Origin of the sequence: Hydrogenophaga sp. (assembly GCF_014773545.1) — a bacterium.
Lineage (GTDB): Bacteria > Pseudomonadota > Gammaproteobacteria > Burkholderiales > Burkholderiaceae_C > Hydrogenophaga.
The window spans coordinates 70,997-91,473 of the sequence record NZ_SDDV01000001.1 but is presented as its reverse complement, the minus strand read 5'-3'; the positions used below and the strand labels follow the sequence as shown (position 1 = coordinate 91,473).

The 20,477-nt window shown below is 66.0% G+C and carries 22 protein-coding genes and 1 riboswitch; of the genes, 7 read left to right on the top strand and 15 right to left on the bottom strand.

Translation table 11 applies throughout. From position 1 onward, the window contains the following. Window positions 1-22: 22 nt before the first annotated feature. The 12 genes from EST26_RS00435 to EST26_RS00380 form a co-directional block, all read right to left on the bottom strand. Window positions 23-952 (bottom strand): CbbQ/NirQ/NorQ/GpvN family protein, encoded by a 930-nt coding sequence (locus EST26_RS00435; protein ID WP_291064464.1) that lies wholly within the window; start codon window positions 950-952, stop codon window positions 23-25. 34 nt (window positions 953-986) lie between these two features. After that, window positions 987-1,232 carry a hypothetical protein gene (locus EST26_RS00430; protein ID WP_291064463.1) on the bottom strand — a complete coding sequence of 82 codons (246 nt, stop codon included), beginning with the start codon at window positions 1,230-1,232 and terminating at the stop codon, window positions 987-989. After that, window positions 1,229-1,396 (bottom strand): AAA family ATPase, encoded by a 168-nt coding sequence (locus EST26_RS00425; protein ID WP_291064462.1) that lies wholly within the window; start codon window positions 1,394-1,396, stop codon window positions 1,229-1,231. Before EST26_RS00425 ends, EST26_RS00430 begins: the two co-directional genes overlap by 4 nt. A 1-nt stretch (window position 1,397) precedes the next feature. Next, window positions 1,398-1,661, bottom strand: a complete 264-nt coding sequence (locus EST26_RS00420) for a 4a-hydroxytetrahydrobiopterin dehydratase (RefSeq protein ID WP_291064461.1) — start codon at window positions 1,659-1,661, stop codon at window positions 1,398-1,400. Beyond that, window positions 1,658-2,101 (bottom strand): ferritin-like domain-containing protein, encoded by a 444-nt coding sequence (locus EST26_RS00415; RefSeq protein ID WP_291064460.1) that lies wholly within the window; start codon window positions 2,099-2,101, stop codon window positions 1,658-1,660. The genes EST26_RS00420 and EST26_RS00415 overlap by 4 nt, the downstream gene beginning before the upstream one ends. 18 nt (window positions 2,102-2,119) lie before the next feature. Continuing rightward, window positions 2,120-2,458, bottom strand: coding sequence for a BMC domain-containing protein (locus tag EST26_RS00410; RefSeq protein ID WP_291064459.1), 339 nt, complete (start codon window positions 2,456-2,458; stop codon window positions 2,120-2,122). 97 nt (window positions 2,459-2,555) lie between these two features. Further along, complete coding sequence (locus EST26_RS00405) at window positions 2,556-2,801, bottom strand: carboxysome peptide B (RefSeq protein ID WP_291064458.1); 246 nt, start codon at window positions 2,799-2,801, stop codon at window positions 2,556-2,558. Next, window positions 2,801-3,058, bottom strand: a complete 258-nt coding sequence (locus EST26_RS00400; protein WP_291064457.1) for a carboxysome peptide A — start codon at window positions 3,056-3,058, stop codon at window positions 2,801-2,803. The genes EST26_RS00405 and EST26_RS00400 overlap by 1 nt, the downstream gene beginning before the upstream one ends. 25 nt (window positions 3,059-3,083) lie before the next feature. Next, window positions 3,084-4,571, bottom strand: a complete 1,488-nt coding sequence (locus tag EST26_RS00395; RefSeq protein WP_291064456.1) for a carboxysome shell carbonic anhydrase — start codon at window positions 4,569-4,571, stop codon at window positions 3,084-3,086. A gap of 10 nt (window positions 4,572-4,581) precedes the next feature. Then, window positions 4,582-6,900, bottom strand: coding sequence for a CsoS2 family carboxysome shell protein (locus EST26_RS00390; RefSeq protein ID WP_291064455.1), 2,319 nt, complete (start codon window positions 6,898-6,900; stop codon window positions 4,582-4,584). Between the two features lie 58 nt (window positions 6,901-6,958). After that, complete coding sequence (locus tag EST26_RS00385) at window positions 6,959-7,285, bottom strand: ribulose bisphosphate carboxylase small subunit (protein ID WP_291064454.1); 327 nt, start codon at window positions 7,283-7,285, stop codon at window positions 6,959-6,961. Window positions 7,286-7,333: 48 nt separating this feature from the next. Continuing rightward, entirely contained in the window at window positions 7,334-8,755 is a 1,422-nt protein-coding gene (locus EST26_RS00380) for a form I ribulose bisphosphate carboxylase large subunit (protein WP_291064453.1), read from the bottom strand. 167 nt (window positions 8,756-8,922) lie between these two features. Between EST26_RS00380 and EST26_RS00375 the strand changes: the two genes are divergently transcribed. Together EST26_RS00375 and EST26_RS00370 are read left to right on the top strand one after the other, a co-directional pair. Then, complete coding sequence (locus EST26_RS00375) at window positions 8,923-9,837, top strand: LysR family transcriptional regulator (protein ID WP_291064452.1); 915 nt, start codon at window positions 8,923-8,925, stop codon at window positions 9,835-9,837. 46 nt (window positions 9,838-9,883) lie between these two features. Further along, the gene (locus tag EST26_RS00370; RefSeq protein ID WP_291064451.1) at window positions 9,884-10,702 is read left to right on the top strand and encodes a symmetrical bis(5'-nucleosyl)-tetraphosphatase; all 819 of its coding nucleotides are present in this window, start codon (window positions 9,884-9,886) and stop codon (window positions 10,700-10,702) included. Between the two features lie 95 nt (window positions 10,703-10,797). Here the strand turns inward: EST26_RS00370 and EST26_RS00365 are convergent, their stop codons facing one another. The 3 genes from EST26_RS00365 to dcd form a co-directional block, all read right to left on the bottom strand. Further along, window positions 10,798-12,249 (bottom strand): DEAD/DEAH box helicase, encoded by a 1,452-nt coding sequence (locus EST26_RS00365; protein WP_291064450.1) that lies wholly within the window; start codon window positions 12,247-12,249, stop codon window positions 10,798-10,800. Between the two features lie 103 nt (window positions 12,250-12,352). After that, on the bottom strand, window positions 12,353-13,456 hold the full coding sequence (locus EST26_RS00360) for a fatty acid desaturase (RefSeq protein ID WP_291064449.1): 1,104 nt from the start codon (window positions 13,454-13,456) through the stop codon (window positions 12,353-12,355). A 218-nt stretch (window positions 13,457-13,674) separates the two neighbouring features. Beyond that, window positions 13,675-14,244 carry a dCTP deaminase gene (dcd, locus tag EST26_RS00355; protein WP_291064448.1) on the bottom strand — a complete coding sequence of 190 codons (570 nt, stop codon included), beginning with the start codon at window positions 14,242-14,244 and terminating at the stop codon, window positions 13,675-13,677. An 81-nt stretch (window positions 14,245-14,325) separates the two neighbouring features. Further along, window positions 14,326-14,439, top strand: a riboswitch (TPP riboswitch). Window positions 14,440-14,547: 108 nt separating this feature from the next. Between dcd and thiC the strand changes: the two genes are divergently transcribed. From thiC to thiD, 5 genes are read left to right on the top strand one after another with little or no spacing between them, the layout of a single operon-like run. Further along, complete coding sequence (gene thiC / locus EST26_RS00350) at window positions 14,548-16,503, top strand: phosphomethylpyrimidine synthase ThiC (protein WP_291064447.1); 1,956 nt, start codon at window positions 14,548-14,550, stop codon at window positions 16,501-16,503. 3 nt (window positions 16,504-16,506) lie between these two features. Beyond that, window positions 16,507-17,667: an FAD-dependent oxidoreductase gene (locus tag EST26_RS00345; RefSeq protein WP_291064446.1), complete on the top strand. Its 1,161-nt coding sequence runs from the start codon at window positions 16,507-16,509 to the stop codon at window positions 17,665-17,667. Next, window positions 17,660-17,914, top strand: a complete 255-nt coding sequence (gene thiS / locus EST26_RS00340; protein ID WP_291064445.1) for a sulfur carrier protein ThiS — start codon at window positions 17,660-17,662, stop codon at window positions 17,912-17,914. The genes EST26_RS00345 and thiS overlap by 8 nt, the downstream gene beginning before the upstream one ends. A 4-nt stretch (window positions 17,915-17,918) precedes the next feature. Beyond that, on the top strand, window positions 17,919-18,749 hold the full coding sequence (locus EST26_RS00335; RefSeq protein WP_291064444.1) for a thiazole synthase: 831 nt from the start codon (window positions 17,919-17,921) through the stop codon (window positions 18,747-18,749). A gap of 35 nt (window positions 18,750-18,784) precedes the next feature. Continuing rightward, entirely contained in the window at window positions 18,785-20,410 is a 1,626-nt protein-coding gene (gene thiD, locus EST26_RS00330; protein WP_291064443.1) for a bifunctional hydroxymethylpyrimidine kinase/phosphomethylpyrimidine kinase, read from the top strand. The last annotated feature ends 67 nt before the right edge of the window (window positions 20,411-20,477 follow it).

The window sequence follows — 20,477 nt, the reverse complement described above, 5'->3', positions numbered from 1 at the left end:
GGATGGCAGTGAAGGCGCGGCTTCAGAAGTAGGTGGTCACGGCCGCATCGAGCGCGTCGCGCATGTCGGCGTCGTCGGTGATCGGGCGCACCAGTGCCACCCGGCAGGCCGCCAGCGTCGGCACGCCGCGCGCGATCAGCGAACCGGCGTAGATCAGCATGCGGGTGGACAGCCCTTCGTCCAGACCGTGGCCCTTGAGGTTGCGCGCACGCTCGCCGATGTGCACCAGCTTCTTGGCCACATCCAGACCGACGCCGGACTCGTGCGCCACGATTTCGGCCTCGACCTCGTGCTCGGGGTAGCTGAAGTCCAGCGCGCCGAAACGCTGCTTGGTGGACTGCTTCAGGTCCTTCATCAGCGACTGGTAACCCGGGTTGTAGGAGATCACGATCTGGAAGTCGGGGTGCGCTTGCAGCAGCTCGCCTTTTTTCTCCAGCGGCAGCACGCGGCGCGCATCGGTCAGGGGGTGGATCACCACCGTGGTGTCCTGCCGCGCCTCGACCACTTCGTCCAGGTAGCAGATGGCGCCAAAGCGCGCCGCCAGCGCCAGCGGCCCGTCCTGCCAGCGCGTGCCGTTGGCATCCAGCAAGAAGCGCCCCACCAGGTCGGAGGCGGTCATGTCTTCGTTGCAGGCCACGGTGACGAGCGGTTTACCCAACTTCCAGGCCATGTACTCGACGAAGCGGGTCTTGCCGCAGCCGGTCGGACCCTTGAGCATCATGGGCATGCGCACCGAGTAAGCGGCCTCGTACAGATCGACCTCGTCGGCCACGGCGCGGTAATAAGGCTGGCTGTGTACGCGCTGTGCTGCCAGCGCGTCGCCGCTGCCGTTGGCTGCGCTGCGCAGCAGGGTTTGCGAGGGCAGCGGAGCTTGGGTCACGAGCTGCTGGTCGGCACTCGCTGCAAGGGGCTGACGCGGTGTGTAGCTGCGGGTCGAAAAATGATTGGACATCGTGCGCACCTGGTGAAATCGGTTGAACTGGGCTTCAGTCGGGCCAGACCCGATCAGGAAATGCAAAACCGCTCGACGGCTTGCGTGGCGGCGGCACGGGCAGCGGCTGCACTTGCACGCCGGCGCTGGAATCGTCGCTCGGACTGATCGCAACCGCAGGCCGGGGTTTGACGCGCGCCTGGGGGGCGCGAACGAGCGGCGCCGGTTCTTGGGTCGCGCCGGACGGGCCGGCCTTGGCCTGGCGCAGGCTGGCCACGAGTTTGTCTTTCAGGTTGCTCATGCGGCGATGACCTCGTTGATGAGAACTTCGATATCGCGGGCGGCGCCAGCACCTGGGAACACCGCAGGGGCGCGCCGCACCAGGCCGGCAGCCAGGTTCAGCGCCAGCGTGGTCTTGCCCGCGCCGCCCTTTTGGTTGATGACTGCCGTGACCTGGGTGGCCATGTCAGGCTCCGGCAGGCCGGTGGTACAAGGCGTTGATGCGCTCGGCCAACTCGGCATCGAGCGCGCCCGTGGCACTCGGATCCAAGGTAACGTTGACGTAGGTGGCGCCAAAGTTGATGTTTTGCGGATGCGCTGCACCCGCTGCCGCCAAGGCCGACAGCGCGTCGACGAAGTCGCGCGTCTGGCTGTAGCGCTCAAAGCCGAAGCGGCGAAACAAGATGGCTTGCTGGCCGCGCGACTCCCAGCCGGCGGGAAGTTCGGTCATGACTGATGTGCTCCGTTAACATTGACAAGCAGCGTCTCGACGGCGGCCAGATGCGCTATTTCATCTTGCAGCAGCGCCTGCATCAAAGCCTCGCCATCGACATCGCGCACACGGCGCGCGTGCATCAAGGCCTCCTGGTACAGCCGCACCGCTTCCAGCTCCAGTTGCCGGTTGGCGCGCAGCAGTTCATCGACCTGTCGGCCCAGCCGCGCCGGCGCCAAAGGGCCCGCAGCCGGTGCCACGCCCAACAGCAGCAGGCGCTCCATCAGCCGCTGCGCGTGCTGCAGTTCTTCGTCTGCTTCACGTCGCAGTTGCTGCGCCAGCGCCTGCTCGCCCCACAGGTCGGCCAACACCGCCTGCGCCAGATACTGCTGCACAGCGCCGAGTTCGTGCGTGAGGGCGCGACCGAGCCAGCCCAGGGTGCGCGGATCGGCGTTCATGGGCGCAGCGTTCGGGGTTCAGGAGCGGGTCATGGTGATTTCGGCGTCGCGGCCACCGCCCTCAGTCTGCGGGTCGCTCGGCAAAATGCCTTCGACCTCGCTGTGCACGCGGGCGATGATGTGCGCGGCCACCAGGCCGTCACCGACGCGCTCGCAGGCATCGGCACCGGCGCGCACCGCTGCGTTGACGGCGCCGGTCTCGCCGCGCACCAGCACGGTGACGTAGCCGCCGCCGACGAACTGACGACCGACCAGCCGCACCTCGGCCGCTTTGGTCATGGCGTCAGCCGCCTCGATGGCGGGCACCAGACCGCGCGTTTCAATCATGCCCAGGGCAATACCTCTGTTCTCAGCCATTTCAGGACTCCTTCATGAAAAAAAGAAAAACAACACAAAACCTCATCCGCCTCGAAGTTTCAGGGCCTTCGCACGCCCGCCAAAATCCTGCAGCAGCTCATTGATCCCATTGATCGATGAGTCCGCAGATCGTCAAGTCAGTAAAAACATCGGACGTATTCATAGCCAGCCGCGCGGCGCTGCCAGATGTGGTGAACACCCACTTGCCTATCGGTGCGCCGACCGGATCGGTGGCCACCGACAGCGCACCCGACTGACTCTGCAGCACCCGCAGCGACACCGATCCCAGGCCCGGCAGTCGGCGCGTACACACCAGCTCGCCCTTGACGCGCATGATGTCCATCAGCTCTGCTCCGCCTGCCAGTGGTCGATGATGCCGACGATGGTCAGATCGGACGGAAAGTCCCTGCTGCCGGCAGCGTCGCGCGCGGCCGAAGAACCCACGCACAGCACCCAGTCGCCCGGCACGCAGCCAATCGGATCGACCGCCACGCTGCGCGCAGCGCCGGCTTTTTCCTGCACCACCAGCAGCGGCCGGTGCCCAAAGGCATCGATGCGGTTGGTCGACACCAGCGTTTTCTCGACTCTCATGATCTTCATACAAACACCTTGCGCGTGGCGGGCATCAATGCGCCGACACATCTTGCGACGCGTCGATCAGGGTGCAGCGTTCGCTGCCGTCTTGGTCACTCAATGCCATCTGGCAGTGCAGCAAACCCTGCGCATGCAAGGCGGCGTAACGCGACTCGATCGCGGCTTTGACGCGCCAGCAGCGCTGCAAGGCACGCTCGCGTGCGCCCGGCACCCGGGCGCGATAATTGAAATGCACCAGCACCGGCACCGGCAGGCCGCGGCTGACGTTGAGCGCGTTGAAAATCTTGATCCCGACGTCCATGTCGGCCGCACCTTCTTCGACGGTGTCAAGATGGGCAAAATAAAACTTGTTGCGCAACTGCACTTCGCTCACGGCTTCGCCGGCACAGATCAGGCGCTCGTTGTGGCCAATGATGGTGTAGCGCCCGGCGTGGTGTCGAATCACGTATTCGATCTGCGACAGATTGGCCTCCAGCAGGCGTTCGACCAGATGGCGCATGCCCGGGCGCAGGCTGTGGCCGCCGGCTGCCGCCTCGACCGCGCGCGCAATCGCCTGGCGCGCCTGCGGCGCCGGCAGGCCCAGCGTCTCGCGAAACACCTGCACATTGTCGACGCTGCGCAGCGCGCTGTGCGCTGAATGCTCATCAGGCAGATGGACCAAAATCGCGTCGGTGTCGGTGTCCACGCCGATCAACAGCGTCTGCGGTGCCGCCCCCTGGCCAAAGGTGTTGTCAACGGCGGCACGCAAACCCTGCAAGCGCGTGGCCGCAGCCTGCATAGCCTGCTCGTCGCTGCTGCCGTGCGCCGCGCAGCCTTGCAAGCAGGGGTCGGACGTGCTGTAGTGATAGACCGCGATTTTCAGGTAGTCACCGTCTTGCGCTCCCGGCAAGGCGCCGCTGAGTCGCTCGAGTTCGCGCCGGGTCCAGTCGGCCAGGTCGAGTTCGATATCGAACAGCGCGCCCGCATACGCTTTGACGCCAATCGAATCGTGCGAAGCCATGCGCAAGACAAAGGGCAGCAGGCCCTGCAAGCGGCCGTCCGAGCAGGGACTGACGTCGACCGTGTGATAAGCGCAGGCGTGCAAAAAAGCCTGATCGATAGCCATGCGCTCGATCCAGGGCGCCTGATCAGCCTCGGCGTGCTCTATGCACGCTTTGAAGCTGCGAAAAATGCAATGCGAATGCAGCGCACGCAAATCCAGACCATTGACCCAGGCCACGCCGAGCAACGGCTCCGGCAGGCTGTAGCCCAGGCGCTGCTGTGCCAATTGCTGCGCGCGGGCGATGAAATCGGCTTCGTGTTGCATCGCCGACAAGTCCTTGAGCAGCTCGATGATCGGGGCAAAGCGACCGCGCACCTGCATCTCATAGGTGAACAGGCGCTGGTTGAGGTCTCGATCGACCAGCGTGTGCTCGCACGCCTGCTCGGAGCCCATGACGCAGGCCGGGTTGTCCAGGCCTGCCGACGGGCGCAGGACAGCACCACGGCGCAGGGCGGCAAGGCGTTTGTACGTATTCACCACAGTCCCCTTAGCCGCGCGCGCCGCCCGACAAGGTCACAGCCGCGCCCTTGGCGGTGTTGCCCGATGAGCCGGTGATGCGGCTTTGCGGCTGTTCGCTGCGCTCGACGTCACGAAACTGCTGGGCGTTCATGCCCATGGCGGGACCGCGCGCCTGGCCCTTTTGCGAAGGATTGCGCCGCAAGGAAGACGCGCCTTCGGTGCCGGTGACGCGCCCCGAAGACTGCCAGGCATCGCCGCTGACGCGCGAGCCGGCCTGGCTGCCTTCACCGGTGAGGCGTCTGGCAGCCGCCACCGGCAGCTCGATCGGCGCGGCGCTCGCAGCAGGCATCGCTTCGCTGTGGCGAAACTCGGGTGTGCCGGTGATCAGGCCGCCGGCTTTGTTGACCGGGCCGGTGATGCGCTGGTTGCTAAAGACAGAACCGGTCACGGCGCCGCGCTCGCGCGCCTGACGCGCCGGCGATTGAATGCTGAAATCTTGCGGCGTCGGCATCTGCACCCTGGGCTGCGGTGGGCGTGCTCGCGTGACGTAGCGGCTGCTGCTGGGCGGGCACTGTGTTGGCGCGTTGTCGCGTCCGACATAAGGGGTTCCACTGACCGAGCCGCAGGCGCCGCGTGCGTCGCCGGTCATCGCCGAGCCGCCCGCACCGGGACGATCGCCGGTGACGGCAGCGGCTGGAATCATCGCCTCGGTGCGCAGCCGCGCCTGCTGCCCGGCCTGTTCGGTTGGCAAACAAAAAGCCTGGTACTGGCCCCGGCCGATATAGGGCGTGCCGCTGATCGGGGCGCAGGCGCCGTATTCGTCGCCGGTTACTTTGTCGGCACGGCCGACGTGGCTGCCGGTGATGCTCTGGCCGCGCCAGGTCTGGTCTTGACCGACCTTGGCGATCGGCGCCACTGGCGTGCTGGATTCGCACACCGCTTGCAGTTGCTGGGTGCTTATGTATTCGGTACCGGTGACGGAACGGCAGGCGCCGCGATCGTCACCGGTGAGCTTTGGGCTGCGGCCCATCTCCGTGCCGGTAACGGTGCTGCCGGCGCCGGTTTGCAACACGGCGACCTTGCCGACGCTGACGCCGCGCGCGCCATCGATATGCATGTACTGACTGCCGGTGAGTAGTCGTGTGGCGCCGGCCTCGTCACCCGTGACTTTGCTGGAAAGACCAAGCTCGCTGCCCGAGACGCGCTGGCCGCCGTGCGACGACATCACGCTGACTTTGCGCGGCGCGGGCTCGGGTACGCTCGCGCAGACCGCCTCGAAATGCTCGCGCGCCAGGTATTCGGTGCCGGTGATGCCGCGACAGGCACCGACTTCGTCACCGGTGACTGCAGCACTGCGGCCGACTTCGGTGCCGGTGATTTTTTGCTCACGCCAGGTGCTGCTGACGCCGACCTTGGCCGGACCCGCTTCGGGCCGCGTGCCGCAGATCGTCTCGAACGGCTCTGCCCCCAGGTATTCGGTGCCGGTGACGTTGCGGCAAAGCCCGCTTTCGTTGCCCGTGACCTTGCTGCTGGCGTCGACCAGGCTGCCACTGACGGTTTGCCCCGACAGCGTCGTGCCCTGCCCCACTTTGGGCGGCACGGCAGCGGCTGGCTGTTTGCTGCGCACGCGCCCGCTGGGTCGGGTTGATTCAGAAGTCGTTTGGCTGGCACCCGCCACGGCGCGCACCAGACGCCGCTGCATCGCCACCTGACGCCCGGTGGCACCTTTGTCGATTGCCAATTGCCAGTCTTGCTGCGGCAGCACCGCCACCAACTTGGTGGCCTGCGCCACACGCCGTTGACCGATCTTGCCGTCGCTGGACATGGCAGCGCGGCGCGCGCGTGCCAGCGCCCGGATGGTTCGGGTCTGCGGCGCGGGCGCAGCAGCTTGCGCAGGGGCTGGCGACGCCGACGCCGACGCTGCCTGCTCGACCTGCGTCTGGCCACAGACTGCGCTGCCACGGCCCGCACAGTCGCAGGAACTCACCGGCAGCGGCAGCGACACCGGCTGTGGACGCCCGGGCAGCGAACGCGCCGCCGTGGATGGCAGCGGCAAGGCCGACTTGCCCGACTGGCTCAAGGCCTGACGGCGCAGCCGCGCCGCATTTTCCGTTGGCCGCAGCAGCACAACAGATGGCGTCGATGCCGCCGCCACCACAGCGCAGGCTGCTTCCGATCGAAGCGCACTGGGAGTGAGCGCGCGCGCTGGCAGCGCAGCCGACGCGCGCACATGCGCCGCCTTGACCACACCCGTCTTGCCGCGCATGGCCAGCGCCTGGCGCCGCATCAGGGCCAGCGCCCGTCCTGACAGGGTGAGGTGGTCGACAGGTGCATCGGCTGTGGTCATTTTTTTACCTCTTGCGCGGGTGGCGGGTGGCGGGTGGCGGCTTGCTGCCGTCTGTGGCTCAGCGATAAACGACGAAGGACATGCCCTGGCTTTGCGAGTAGTTGTCGTAAGCCACGACGCGCACCAGGTGGGTCGGGAACTCGCGATGGCAGGCATCCAGTTCAGCCAGCACGGCATCCACCGATTGCTCACCGAACAGCGGCAACTTCCACATGTACCAGAAGTTGCTGGTGGCAGCGGTGCCCTTTTCGGTGTGCTCGACCGCCGGGTTCCAGCCCTGGCTGATCGAGTAGGCGATTTGACGGCGCACCTGTTCGGCCGTCATGGCCGGCAGGTAGGAGAAAGTTTCGTACTTCTGGGACGATTTATACGCTTGGACAGCCATGTCGGTTTCCTTAACAAGAGAGGGTTGCAATGGGCCGGTGAGTCTCTATCACTTGTGGGACAGATCGAGCTTGTCCACGGTGTCGAACTCAAACTTGATCTCTTTCCAGGTCTCCATGGCGATCTTGAGTTCGGGGCTGCTCGCAGCAGCGTTGCCAAGAATGTCCTTGCCCTCTTTCTCCAACTGACGGCCTTCGTTGCGCGCTTGCACGCAGGCTTCCAAGGCCACGCGGTTGGCGCAGGCACCAGCGGCGTTGCCCCAGGGGTGGCCGAGTGTGCCGCCACCAAACTGCAGCACCGAATCGTCGCCGAAGATGCTGACCAGCGCCGGCATGTGCCAGACATGAATACCACCCGAGGCCACAGCAAAGACGCCAGGCATAGAGCCCCAATCTTGATCGAAGAAGATGCCGCGCGAGCGGTCTTCCGGCACAAAGGATTCGCGCAACAAGTCGATCCAGCCCAGGGTGGAGGCGCGATCGCCTTCGAGCTTGCCGACCACGGTGCCGGTGTGCAAGTGGTCGCCTCCCGAGAGACGCAGAATTTTGGTCAATACGCGAAAGTGAATGCCGTGCTGCGGGTTGCGGTCGATCACCGCGTGCATGGCGCGGTGAATGTGCAGCAGCATGCCGTTGTCGCGGCACCAGTTGGCCAAGCCCGTGTTGGCACAGAAGCCGCCGGTGATGTAGTCGTGCATGATGATGGGTGCGCCAATTTCCTTGGCGTACTCGGCGCGCTTGTACATCTCTTCAGGCGTCGGTGCGGTCACGTTCAGGTAGTGGCCTTTGCGCTCGCCGGTTTCGACTTCGGCCTTCAAGGTGGCCTCTTGCACGAAGTCGAAGCGCTGGCGCCAACGCATAAAGGGCTGGCTGTTGATGTTTTCGTCGTCCTTGGTGAAATCCAGTCCGCCGCGCAGACATTCATACACCGCACGCCCGTAGTTCTTGGCCGACAAGCCCAGCTTGGGCTTGATGGTGCAGCCCAGCAGCGGACGCCCGTACTTGTTCATCAGGTCGCGCTCGACCTGGATGCCGTGCGGCGGACCGCCGCAGGTCTTGATGTAAGCAATCGGGAAGCGCACATCTTCCAGACGCAGCGCGCGCACCGCCTTGAAGCCGAACACGTTGCCCACCAGCGAGGTGAACACGTTGACCACCGAACCTTCTTCGAACAGGTCGATCGGGTAGGCGATGAAGGCATAAAAGCAACTATCGTCGCCCGGCACGTCCTCAATGCGGTAGGCACGGCCTTTGTAATAGTCCATGTCGGTCAGCAGGTCGGTCCACACCGTGGTCCAGGTTCCGGTGGACGATTCAGCGGCCACCGCAGCAGCGGCCTCCTCCCGATCCACGCCGGCTTGCGGCGTGATTTTGAACACCGCCAGAATGTCGGTGTCCAGCGGGGCGTACTCGGGCATCCAGTAGGTCTGGCGATACTCCTTGACACCGGCGTTGTAGGTTTTAACGGCCATTTTCGCTCCTGAAATTACAGACAGATCGATTGCAGTGGTGCGCCCAGTGCGCCCTGCTTGGGTGGATGTGCGCTGAACTGACGTGGATTCTGATAGAGCGACAGCATTATTAAAAGTAAAATATTCAAAACGTTAGGTTTTATTTTTATCAACTGTTGATCGCACTGATGAACCTGCGCCACGCCACCTTGCACCAGTTGCGTATTTTTCTGACCGTGGCGCGCCATTGCAGCTTTGCCCGCGCCGCCGAGGCATTGCACCTGTCGCCGCCGACCCTGTCCTTGCAGGTCAAACAGTTGTCGCAGACGGTGGGGCAACCGCTGTTTGAGCAATTGGGCAAAAAAATCTTTCTCACTGCCGCAGGCCAGACGCTGGCCGATGCCTGCCACGACATCGATGCGCGCCTGGAGCGGCTGGCACAAGACCTGGACGCGCTGCAGGGGGTGGAGCGCGGCAGCCTGAAAATCGCCATTCTGACCACGCTGAAATACACCGTGCCCAAGCTGTTGGGTAGCTTTTGCGCCGCGCATCCGGGCATCGACGTCGCCATGCAGGTCGGCAACCGCGAGCTGCTGTTGCAGCGGCTGGCGCACAACCAGGACGACTTGTACGTGATGGGGCAAGCACCTGAGCAAATGGACCTGGTGTGCGAGGACTTTGCCGACAATCCGCTGGTGCTGGTGGCACCCCCCGGGCACGCGCTGGCAGGGCAAAAAAACATTTCGCCGCAGCGGCTGATGCATCAACCTTTTATCTTTCGCGAACCCGGCTCAGGCACACGCCTGACGGCAGAGAGGTTTTTTGCCAGTCAACAGGTGACGCTGAAGAATCGGCTTGAAATCAGCAGCAATGAAGCCATCAAGCAAACCGTCGCCGGCGGACTCGGGCTGGCGGTGCTCTCACGCACCACCGTGTCGTCTGAACTGGCGCTGGGTGAACTGGTGCTGCTCGACGTGCAGGGCTTTCCGCTGATTCGCCGCTGGCATGTGGTCTACCCGCGCGGCAAGCGCCTGTGCGCCGCCGCATTGGCATTCAAAACCTGGCTGCATCAGCACCGGCCGGTCGCAGACCCCCGCGCCTGAAGACACAGGCGCTTGATCGGACAGCACTTGCACCGACAATCGACCTATGGCTGTTTACGCGGTGGGTGACGTGCAGGGTTGCGACCAAGCGCTGGCGCGCCTGCTCGACACCCTTGCTTTTTCTCCCAGTCGCGACACGCTTTACCTGCTGGGCGACTTGGTCAACCGGGGCCCGCACTCGCTGGCCGTGCTGCGGCGGTTGATGGCGCTCGAAGGCGCGGCCCAGTGCCTGCTGGGCAACCACGACCTGCATCTGCTGGCCAGCGCGCACGGTGTGCGCAAACCGCATCGGAGCGACACGCTGGATGAGATCTTGCACGCGCCTGATCGACTGCGCCTGCTCGACTGGCTGCGCCGGCGCCCCTTGGCCTGGTTCGAACACGGCTGGCTGATGGTGCACGCGGGCGTGCTGCCGCAGTGGGACGCCGCGCAGACGGTAGCGCTGGCGCAGGAACTGCAGGAGGCGCTGTGCAGTGCGGACTGGATCGACTTTCTGCGCCAGATGTACGGCAATCAGCCCGATCGATGGAATGAGCGGCTGTGTGGCAGCGAGCGCCTGCGCGTGATCGTCAATGCGCTGACCCGGCTGCGTTTTTGCAGCGCCCAAGGGGTGATGGAATTCGGCAGCAAAGACCGCGCAGATGCTGCGCCGAGCGGCTTCATGCCTTGGTTCGACGTGCCCGGGCGCAAAACTGCCGGGGTGCCGCTGGCTTTTGGCCACTGGTCAACGCTGGGCGCGATCGATCGGGGCGACGTGTTGCCGCTGGATAGCGCTTGCGTCTGGGGTGGACGCCTGACGGCGGCGCGCCTGGGGCATTCAGTCGAGCAGACCGAACTGATTTCGGTCTCTTGCGCGCCGACGTGAGTGTGGGGTGCGCGCGGGCTGAAGACCAGCCGCTGCTTGTGCGGCACAGGTCTTCCCGATCAGGCGGCTGCCTGCGTCGGCGTGCTGGTCGGTCTTTAGCCTTGCGGCAACTCGGCCACCGGGCTCTTGAACAGGGCCGGCACCTTCTTGCGTGACCTGATGTTGGGAGAAATCGAGCGCGCCGCCGACTTTTGCGTGACCTCCCAGGCGGGCGGCTCTGCGGCGTCCGAACGGGGCTCGTAAGCTTGATCGAACAGCGGATCCGCCGGCGTTTTGGCCGCGCGTGCGGCTGGGGCGCCCGCACGCGAGTCGCTGCGCGCCAGACGCGGCGGCCGAACGGGCGCGTCTGGCGGCTGCTGCCAGACGCGCTGGCCGTCGTTGAAACGACCGGCCGGACGACGGTCAGCCTCGAATTCGAGCGCCTCGAGTTCGAGTTTCTTGCCCAGCAGATGCTCCAAATCTGTCATCAAGCGCGCGTCGCGCCCGCTCACGAACGACACCGCCAAGCCGCAAGCCCCGGCACGGCCGGTGCGGCCGATGCGGTGCACATAGTCTTCGGCGTTGAATGGAATGTCGAAATTGAAAACCGCTGGCACGTCCTTGATGTCCAGGCCACGCGCGGCCACGTCGGTGCAGACCAGCAAATCGACCGCGCCGCTTTTGAACGCTTCCAATGCCTTTAAGCGCTCGTCCTGGCTTTTGTCGCCGTGCAGTGCGGTGGTGTTGAGGCCTTCGCGTTCGAGCGAGCGCGCCAGCCGGGCGCAACCCAGCTTGCTGTTGACAAACACAAAAGCCTGCCTGATGCCGCGCTCTTGCAGCACCTGTTTGAGCACGCTGCGCTTGTCGTCGTCTTCTACCCGGTAAAAATGCTGCTCGACGGTGGAAGCGGTGGCGTTGGAGCGCGCCACCTCGATCGTCACCGGGTCTTGCAAGTAGCTGTTGGCCAGACGCTTGATCTCGGTTGAAAAAGTGGCCGAGAACAGCAGCGTGGTGCGCTGCTTGGGCAGGTGCGACAAGATGCGCTGCAGATCGGGCAGAAAGCCGATGTCGAGCATGCGGTCGGCTTCGTCGAGCACCACGTACTCGACCTGGTTGAGCACGCAGTTCTTGGCCTCGATGTGATCGAGCAAACGCCCCGGCGTGGCCACCAGCACCTCGACGCCTTTTTTCAGTTCGGCGGTCTGCGGCCTCATGTCCATGCCGCCAAACACCACCGTGCTGCGCAACTGGGTGTGCTTGGCGTAGAGCGCGATCTGCTCGGCCACCTGGTCGGCGAGTTCGCGCGTGGGCAGCAACACCAGCGCACGCACCGGATGCCGCGCCGGTGAGGTGGAGGCGTTTTCGTGCTTGAGCAAGCGCTGCAGCAGCGGCAGCGAGAAGGCGGCGGTCTTGCCGGTGCCGGTCTGGGCCGCACCCATGACGTCACGTCCTTGCAAGACCACGGGAATGGCCTGCGCCTGGATCGGCGTCATGGTCATGTAACCCATTTCGGCCACGGCGCGCGCCAGCGAAGGGGAAAGTGAGAGTTCGGAAAAAGATTGGGTCATTTAACTTAGGATTGGCCCGCGATTGTCTGTGCAAGCCGAGCGCCGAACAAGCAGCAAAGCGCTGCCAGAGCAGCGCTTGCTAAAAAATGGCAAGGCCTGGTGCTCAGGCCGCCGCAGGCTTGCAGTCGCTGGTCGGGCGGCCCTGAAAGTCGGTCCAGCAACGCCGGGTGAAATCGTAGAGTTTGCACTTGCGTGCGGTATCGAAATACCAGCGCCAAGAAAATTTTTGCACGATGATGCGTCCGGGCAACGTGTCTTCCAGCAGTTTTTGCGCACTCTTGAGCTTGTAGAGCGGAATACTCATGTCCACATGGTGCGCCGTATGCTCCATGATGTGGTGCAGCAGGCCGCCGATGCGCAGGGGGAAGGTCAGGTGTACGGTGGTGGAGACGAAGGGGGCGGCCTTGGCCCAGACGGCTTTGTCATCGTGCCACTGCACGGCGGTGTGGGTGTGGTGCACGTAGACCACAAAACCGATCATGGCGTTCCAGAACAGGAAGGGCAGCACAAAACCAAAACCGAGCAAGACCCAGACCGACTGGCCACTGGCATAGGCCGCAGCCACCAGCGCCGCGATCCAGAGCGCCGCACTGACGCTAACGAACAAGCCGTCCCAAATGAATTCTTTGCGCTGCGTGCCCATATAGGTTTTGCGCGGAAAAAACATGCGCAGCCACCACATTTCAATCAGGTAATACAGCGCCGGCCCCCAGCCGCTGCGGTAGATGCGCTCGAGCACACGGCGCGATGGAGACAGCGCCTCGTATTCGGCCTTGGTCAAGGGCGCCCAGACGAAATCAACCCCCTTGAGGTTGGTGTAGCCGTGATGCACCACGTTGTGCCCGACTTCCCACAGGCTGTAGGGGGTGAGCGAGGGCAGCAGCGCAATGCGCCCGAGCAAGCGGTTGAGCTTGCGGTGCGGGGTGTAGCTCTGGTGGCAGGCGTCGTGGCCGATGATGAACAGGCGCCCGATCCAGAAACCAGCCGCCAGGCCGCACAAGAGCTTGGCCCACCAAGGCGTCAGCAGCACCGTGCCGACCATCAGAGCGGCGAAAATGACCCAATCCAGCAGCAGCAAAAACACCGCCAGCGGGGTCCGCCGCGCAGAAATGGGGATCATCCAACTGCGAATGACCTTGCGGTGCGGCAGCGGCTGACCGGCCGGAATGGGCTCGGGGGTCTGAATCGGCGAGGAATTTTGCGACATAGGATAAAAATGAGACCCGCGCAGCACCTGCTGCAGACGTGGCGGACACACAAGCGTTCGCTTTCGAACGCAAACACCCTGTGCGCCGCGGGCGCGGTTTCACACCTGAGTGCGGGTCATTCTAACCGGGCTGGCCAGATCGCGCGCGCGCGCAGGAAAAACCCCCCAGTCGGCTCGGCCTTGAGCGCTGGGCAGCCGCAGTGGCGGCGCAGACAGGTTCAGGCTTTGGGCAGCGTCACCCCGACTTGGTGCTGGTACTTGCCGCCCCGGTCTTTGTAACTCACCTCGCAGACTTCATCGCTCTCGAAGAACAACACTTGGGCGCAGCCTTCGCCGGCATAAATTTTCGCCGGCAGCGGCGTGGTGTTGCTGAATTCCAGCGTCACAAAACCTTCCCACTCGGGCTCGAAGGGTGTGACGTTGACGATGATGCCGCAGCGCGCGTAGGTGCTCTTGCCCAGGCAAATGGTCAGTACGTTGCGCGGAATGCGAAAGTACTCAAGCGTTCGCGCCAGCGCAAAACTATTGGGCGGAATGATGCAGTAATCGCCATAAAAATCAACAAAGCTCTTTTCGTCGAAGTTCTTTGGATCGACCACGGTGCTGTGGATATTGGTGAACACCTTGAATTCGGGCGCGCAGCGGATGTCGTAGCCGTAGCTGCTGGTGCCGTAGCTGACGATTTTCTGGCCCTGCGGGCCCAGGCGCACCTGCGCTGGCTCGAACGGCTCAATCATGCCGTGCTGCTCGGCCATGCGGCGGATCCATCGGTCGCTCTTGATGCTCATGCGCTTGCTCCGCTGCGGCTGGTTTCGGGTGCGCGCATTGTAGGCTCGGCAACCAGGCCACAGGCACTGGCGCTATACTGGCGCCATGCTCCGGGGTGCCGCGCGTCGCAAGATGCAAGGCTGAGATGGCCTGCCAGCCGAACCCGCGAACTTGATCCGGCTAGTACCGGCGAAAGAAGAGCGCAGACCCGCAGGGCCTGCTTGCCGAATCCGACCCGCTGGGGCCACCCACGGCACAGGGTTGCGGCGCAGAACCTGGTCACCGGCCCTGCGGAGCAGTTGCTGCCCCACCAGGAGACCGCCATGAACGCCCCCGACAAACTCCCGCTGGCCCCGCCAGCCGAATCCACTGCTGCGGCTTTGCCGGGCGGTCTTGCCGGCTCGCGCGCGCCTTTTCCGGCGTCGCGCAAAGTCTATGCCGCTGGCAGTCTGCCCGGTGTGCGCGTGCCGATGCGCGAAATCGCCCTCAGCAACGGCGAACGGATCACGGTCTACGACACCTCCGGCCCCTACAGCGACCCGGACGCGGCGATCGACGTGAAGCGCGGCCTGCCCGACCTGCGCTCGGCCTGGATTCAAGCGCGCGGCGACAGCGAGAGCTACCCCGGGCGCGTGCGCCAGGCGCTCGACGACGGCGCGAAAAACCAGGCGCGCCCGCACGACAGCGGCAGCGAGCGCATCGAGGCGCTGCGCGCGCAAGCGGCCGGCCTGCAACGCACGCCGCGGCGCGCCCGGGCCGGCACCAACCTGACCCAGATGCACTACGCGCGCCGTGGCATCGTCACGCCCGAAATGGAGTACGTGGCGCTGCGCGAGAACGGCAAACGCGAGTGGATGCGCGAGTACCTGGGCGATGCAGCGCGGGAAGCGCGCCTGCGCGGCAACCCCATGGGGGCGTGCATTCCCGAGCGCTTCACGCCCGAGTTCGTGCGCCTTGAGGTGGCGCGCGGGCGTGCCATCATCCCGGCCAACATCAACCACACCGAACTCGAGCCGATGGCCATCGGACGCAATTTCGGCGTCAAGATCAACGCCAACATCGGCAACTCGGCGCTGACGTCGAGCATCGAAGAAGAGGTGGACAAGCTGGTGTGGGCAATCCGCTGGGGCGCCGACAACGTGATGGACTTGTCCACCGGCAAAAACATCCACACCACGCGCGACTGGATCGTGCGCAACAGCCCGGTACCCATTGGCACGGTGCCGATCTACCAGGCGCTGGAAAAAGTCGGCGGCGTGGCCGAAGACCTGAGCTGGGCGATCTACCGCGACACGCTGATCGAGCAGGCCGAGCAGGGGGTGGACTACTTCACCATTCACGCCGGCGTGCGGCTGGCCTACATCCACCTGACCGCGCAGCGGCGCACCGGCATCGTCTCGCGCGGTGGCAGCATTCTGGCCAAATGGTGCATCACGCACCACAGGGAAAACTTCCTCTACACACACTTCGAGGAAATCTGCGAAATCATGAAGGCCTACGACGTGAGCTTCTCGCTCGGCGACGGCCTGCGCCCCGGCAGCTCGGCGGACGCCAACGACGAAGCGCAGTTCGCCGAGCTGCGCACCCTGGGCGAGCTGACTCAGGTGGCCTGGAAGCACGAGGTGCAAACCATGATCGAAGGCCCTGGCCACGTGCCCATGCACCTGATCCAGGCCAATATGGACGAGCAGTTGAAGCACTGCGCCGAAGCGCCGTTTTACACCCTGGGGCCGCTGACCATAGACATCGCGCCCGGCTACGACCACATTGCCAGCGCCATCGGCGCGGCCATGATCGGCTGGATGGGCACTTCCATGCTGTGCTACGTCACGCCCAAGGAGCACCTGGGCCTGCCGGATCGAGACGACGTCAAGCAGGGCATCATCGCCTACAAAATCGCCGCCCACGCAGCCGACATCGCCAAAGGCCACCCGGGCGCGCGCGCGCGCGACGACGCCATGAGCAAGGCGCGCTTCGAGTTCCGCTGGCGCGACCAGTTCGCGCTCGGCCTGGACCCGCAGACCGCGGCCGACTACCACGACGAAACCCTGCCGAAAGACTCGTCCAAGGAAGCGCACTTTTGCTCCATGTGCGGGCCCAAGTTCTGCTCGATGAAGATCACGCAGGACGTGCGCGACTACGCCGCCGCGCAGGGCGTGAGCGAGACCGAAGCGCTGCGCAAGGTCGCCGCACAAGGCATGGCGGCCAAATCGGTCGAGTTCAAGGCAGTGGGTGGCGAGTTTTACGTGCCGCTGGAGGCACTCAAGGCAAAGGATTGAACCATGGCATCGATCGGCATTGCCGGCGCCGGGGTGCTGGGGCGGCTGCTGGCCTTTGAACTCAGCCACGCCGGCCACCAGGTCAGCGTGTACGACCCGGCGCCCGGTCCGCAGGCGCGCAGCGACGGCCTGGGCGCAGCCGGCTTCACCGCCGCCGGCATGCTCAGCCCGCTGGCCGAACTGGAAAACGCCGGCCCGGAAATCGCCCACCTGGGCTGGCGTTCGATCCGGCGCTGGCGCGACATCAGCAGCCAACTCAACGCGGCGAGCAGCAGCCCGGCCCTGAACCGGCCTCCCGGCACCCCGATCTACTTTCGCGCCCTGGGCAGCCTGCTGCTGGCCCACGGCAGCGATCTGGGCGCAGCGCAGCGCGTGCTGGCGCGCCTGCAAGGCCATGGGGACCATTGGGGTCAGATTCCCATTTCACCGACCACATCCGGGGCCGATCCCGATCATCCCCATTCCGCCCCGCAAGCACTGGATCGGGCCGCGCTGGCCGCACTCGAACCGGCCTTGGCGGGCGAGCTGCACGCCTGGCTGCTGCCCGGCGAAGGACAGATTCTGCCGCAGCAGATACTGCCGGCGCTGTGCGCAGCCGCACCCCAGGTGCACTGGCACTGGGGCCGATCGGTGGCGCGCGTGCGCGCCGGCACGCTGGAGCTCGACGACGGCAGCAGCCAGCCGTTCGAGCTGGCGGTCGACGTGCGCGGCAGCGGCGCCCGGCCCGACCTGCCGGTGCGCGGCGTGCGCGGCGAAGTGCTCTGGCTGCACGCGCCGGGCGTGGCGCTGGCGCGTCCGGCGCGTCTGCTGCACCCGCGCCACCGGGTCTACATCGTCCCGCGCCCGGGCGACATGATCGTCATCGGTGCGAGCGAAATCGAGAGCGAAGACCGCTCGCCGGTCAGCCTGCGCAGCGCGGTCGAACTGATGACGGCCGCGCACAGCGTGCTGCCCGAACTGGCCGAGGCGCGCATCGTGCATCTGGAGACCAATCTGCGCCCGGCCCTGCCCGACAACCACCCGCACACCCAGGTCGAACCGGGCCTGCTGCGCATCAACGGCTTGTTCCGGCACGGCTGGCTGATTGCGCCCGCGCTGGTGGACGACGCCTTGCAGCGCTGCGGCCTGCCGACCCCCATTGGGCAAAGCAGCGTCCATGTCTGAGCACGCCGCCCACCGTATGGCCCCGCCCGCGCCGCTGCCAGCCGGAGCAACGCTGCGTTTGAATGGCGCGCCGCTGCCCTGCCCGGCGCCGTTGTGCTTGCAAGACCTGCTGGAACAACACGGCTTCGAAGCCAACGCTGTGGCCAGCGCCGTCAACGGCTGCTTCGTGCCACGCGCCGCGCGCGCGTCCACCCTGCTGCACCCCGGCGACGAGGTGCTGACTTTCCAAGCCATTGTCGGAGGCTGAGGACATGACGCCAGCCAGAGCACATCCCGCCACCCCGACCCGCAGCCCCTGGAGCGTTTACGGCACCGAACTGAGCAGCCGTTTTCTGCTCGGCAGCGCCGGCTACCCTTCGCCACAGGTGCTGCAGGACGCCATCGCCGCTGCCGGCACGCAAGTCGTCACGGTCGGCCTCAAGCGCACACTGGGTGCCGGCAGCGCCGACAACGGCTTTATCGCCAGCGTGCGCGAGGCGCTGCAGGCGCAGGGCGCGCGCCTGCTGCCCAACACCGCCGGCTGCCGCAGCGCGCGCGAAGCGGTGCTGCTGGCGCAGATGGCACGCGAGATCTACGGCACGCACTGGATCAAGCTCGAAGTGGTGGGCGACGAGCACACCTTGCAACCCGACCCCTGGGGCACGCTGGAAGCTGCGGCGCAACTGATCAAAGACGGTTTTGCCGTTTTCCCCTACTGCACCGACGACCTGGTGAGCTGCCAGCGGCTGCTGGATGTGGGCTGCCAGGTGCTGATGCCCTGGGGCGCGCCGATTGGTTCCGGCCAGGGCCTGCTCAACCCGTTTGCACTGCGCACGCTGCGCGCGCGCCTGCCCGGCGTGCCGCTGGTGGTGGACGCCGGCATAGGCGCGCCCTCGCACGCGGCGGCCGCACTGGAACTCGGCTTCGACGCCGTGCTGCTGAACTCGGCCGTCGCACAGGCGCGCGATCCGGTGCGCATGGCGCGCGCCTTCGGTCTGGCGATCGAAGCCGGCCGCTGCGCCTTCGAAGCCGGTGTGATGGCCGCGCAAGACATGGCGGTGGCCAGCACGCCGGTGAGCGGACGGCCGTTCCTGATCGACTGAACGGGCGCGCCGCGCGCTCGCCTGACGCACTGCACATGTTTCCCACCCCCTCACTGCCCTCACTGCCCTCATCGCCCCCGATCGTCTGGAGCGTGGCCGGCACCGACAGCGGCGGTGGCGCCGGTCTGGCCGCCGATGCGCGCGCCGTGCACGCCTTGGGCGTCCATCTGTGCCCGGTACCCGCCGCCATCACAGCGCAAAACAGCCAGGCCGTCACGCTGGTGCACGCGCTCGACGCCAGCGTGCTGCAAGCCCAGCTCGACGCGCTGGCACACGACCTGCCGCCGCGCGTCATCAAGACCGGCCTGCTCGGCAGCGCCGCCAACGCACGCGCGCTGGCGCGCACGCTGGACCGGCTGCGCCAGCGCGCACCGGTGGCGCTGGTGCTGGACCCGGTGCTGCGCGCCAGCACCGGCGCGGCCTTTGCCGACAAAGAACTGCTGCGCGTCTACCGCGACGAGCTGCTGCCGCGCGCCTGCGTCATCACGCCGAACCGGCGCGAAGCCCAAGCCCTGCTCGGCCTGCCCGACGCAGACACGTCAAGCGTGCCCGAACAGGCGCTGGCGCTGCAAGCCCTGGGCGCAGCAAGCGTCTGCATCACCGGCGGCGACGCTGCCGAGCGGTTGGCCAACGACTGGCTGCACAGCCCGCACGCCAGCGGCTGGCTCAGCCTGCCGCGCGTGGCCAGCGTGCACCACCACGGCAGCGGCTGCACTTTTGCCAGCGCGCTGGCGGCCGCGCTGGCGCTGGGCTTCGTCAGCGCCGACGCCGCCGTGCTGGCCAAGATGCTGAGCACCCACGCGCTGCGTCAGTCCTACCCGCTCGGCCAGGGCGCCGGGCCGGTCTGCGCCAGCGCCGGTTTTGGCACCGACCCGACGCTGCTGCCGCGCCTGTCGCTGGAGCCGACGGCGCCGACCGACTGGCCGCAGCGCCAGCGCGCCCAGTCGCCCGGCGTCTACGCCATCGTCGACAGCGCGCAGCGGGTGCGCCAATGCCTGAGCGCAGGCGTGCGCACGCTGCAACTGCGTATCAAACGGCCCGCAGGCCTGGCCGCCACCGACCCGGCCTGGATCGAACACCTGAGCGGCGAAATCCGCGCCGCTCAGGCCGCTGCGCAGACGCACAAAGCCACGCTGTACATCAACGACCACTGGCAGCTCGCACTCGAGCAAGGCGCACGCGCGCTGCACCTGGGGCAAGAAGACCTGCTGGCGCTGAGCGCCGCCGACCGCGCGCGGCTGGCGCAGGCGCGCGCCGACGGTGTGGCGCTGGGCCTGAGCACGCACAGCCTGTGGGAACTCTGCCGCGCCGCCGCCTTGCTGCCCGACGCCATTGCCTGCGGCCCGGTCTGGCCCACCCGCAGCAAAGACATGCCCTGGCACCCGCAAGGGCAAGACAACCTGGCCTGGTGGGCACACATGGCGCCGGCGCCGGTGCTGGCAATTGGCGGCATTCTGACGCCCGAACAACTGGCGCAGACCGCCCGCAGCGGTGCGGCCGGCGGCTGCGTGTTGCGCGGCCTGGGCACCGACCCGGCGCTCAGCCTGCCGCACTGGCTGGCGGCCTGGGAACGGGGCCTGCAAGCGGCGCGCCCAGCGCCACCTGACTTGCCGCACCCCAGCCTACCAGGCCCGGCAGCACCGATCACGCCGCCTGATTGATCACCCCCACCCTCTCCCAGTGGGCTACCGCATGCACACATCTCTGGCACGAACAATGCCTGCGCAG

Excerpts from the sequence above, each read along its gene's own strand:
- EST26_RS00400 (WP_291064457.1), bottom strand. The coding sequence starts at position 3,058 with ATGAAGATCATGAGAGTCGAGAAAACGCTGGTGTCGACCAACCGCATC.
- EST26_RS00365 (WP_291064450.1), bottom strand. The coding sequence starts at position 12,249 with ATGACCCAATCTTTTTCCGAACTCTCACTTTCCCCTTCGCTGGCGCGC.
- EST26_RS00345 (WP_291064446.1), top strand. The coding sequence starts at position 16,507 with ATGGCATCGATCGGCATTGCCGGCGCCGGGGTGCTGGGGCGGCTGCTG.
- thiS (WP_291064445.1), top strand. The coding sequence starts at position 17,660 with ATGTCTGAGCACGCCGCCCACCGTATGGCCCCGCCCGCGCCGCTGCCA.
- EST26_RS00360 (WP_291064449.1), bottom strand. The coding sequence starts at position 13,456 with ATGTCGCAAAATTCCTCGCCGATTCAGACCCCCGAGCCCATTCCGGCC.
- EST26_RS00385 (WP_291064454.1), bottom strand. The coding sequence starts at position 7,285 with ATGGCTGTCCAAGCGTATAAATCGTCCCAGAAGTACGAAACTTTCTCC.
- EST26_RS00370 (WP_291064451.1), top strand. The coding sequence starts at position 9,884 with ATGGCTGTTTACGCGGTGGGTGACGTGCAGGGTTGCGACCAAGCGCTG.
- thiD (WP_291064443.1), top strand. The coding sequence starts at position 18,785 with ATGTTTCCCACCCCCTCACTGCCCTCACTGCCCTCATCGCCCCCGATC.
- EST26_RS00390 (WP_291064455.1), bottom strand. The coding sequence starts at position 6,900 with ATGACCACAGCCGATGCACCTGTCGACCACCTCACCCTGTCAGGACGG.
- EST26_RS00405 (WP_291064458.1), bottom strand. The coding sequence starts at position 2,801 with ATGGACATCATGCGCGTCAAGGGCGAGCTGGTGTGTACGCGCCGACTG.
- EST26_RS00415 (WP_291064460.1), bottom strand. The coding sequence starts at position 2,101 with ATGAACGCCGATCCGCGCACCCTGGGCTGGCTCGGTCGCGCCCTCACG.
- EST26_RS00335 (WP_291064444.1), top strand. The coding sequence starts at position 17,919 with ATGACGCCAGCCAGAGCACATCCCGCCACCCCGACCCGCAGCCCCTGG.
- EST26_RS00380 (WP_291064453.1), bottom strand. The coding sequence starts at position 8,755 with ATGGCCGTTAAAACCTACAACGCCGGTGTCAAGGAGTATCGCCAGACC.
- EST26_RS00410 (WP_291064459.1), bottom strand. The coding sequence starts at position 2,458 with ATGGCTGAGAACAGAGGTATTGCCCTGGGCATGATTGAAACGCGCGGT.
- EST26_RS00420 (WP_291064461.1), bottom strand. The coding sequence starts at position 1,661 with ATGACCGAACTTCCCGCCGGCTGGGAGTCGCGCGGCCAGCAAGCCATC.
- thiC (WP_291064447.1), top strand. The coding sequence starts at position 14,548 with ATGAACGCCCCCGACAAACTCCCGCTGGCCCCGCCAGCCGAATCCACT.
- EST26_RS00435 (WP_291064464.1), bottom strand. The coding sequence starts at position 952 with ATGTCCAATCATTTTTCGACCCGCAGCTACACACCGCGTCAGCCCCTT.
- EST26_RS00425 (WP_291064462.1), bottom strand. The coding sequence starts at position 1,396 with ATGGCCACCCAGGTCACGGCAGTCATCAACCAAAAGGGCGGCGCGGGC.
- EST26_RS00375 (WP_291064452.1), top strand. The coding sequence starts at position 8,923 with ATGAACCTGCGCCACGCCACCTTGCACCAGTTGCGTATTTTTCTGACC.
- EST26_RS00430 (WP_291064463.1), bottom strand. The coding sequence starts at position 1,232 with ATGAGCAACCTGAAAGACAAACTCGTGGCCAGCCTGCGCCAGGCCAAG.
- dcd (WP_291064448.1), bottom strand. The coding sequence starts at position 14,244 with ATGAGCATCAAGAGCGACCGATGGATCCGCCGCATGGCCGAGCAGCAC.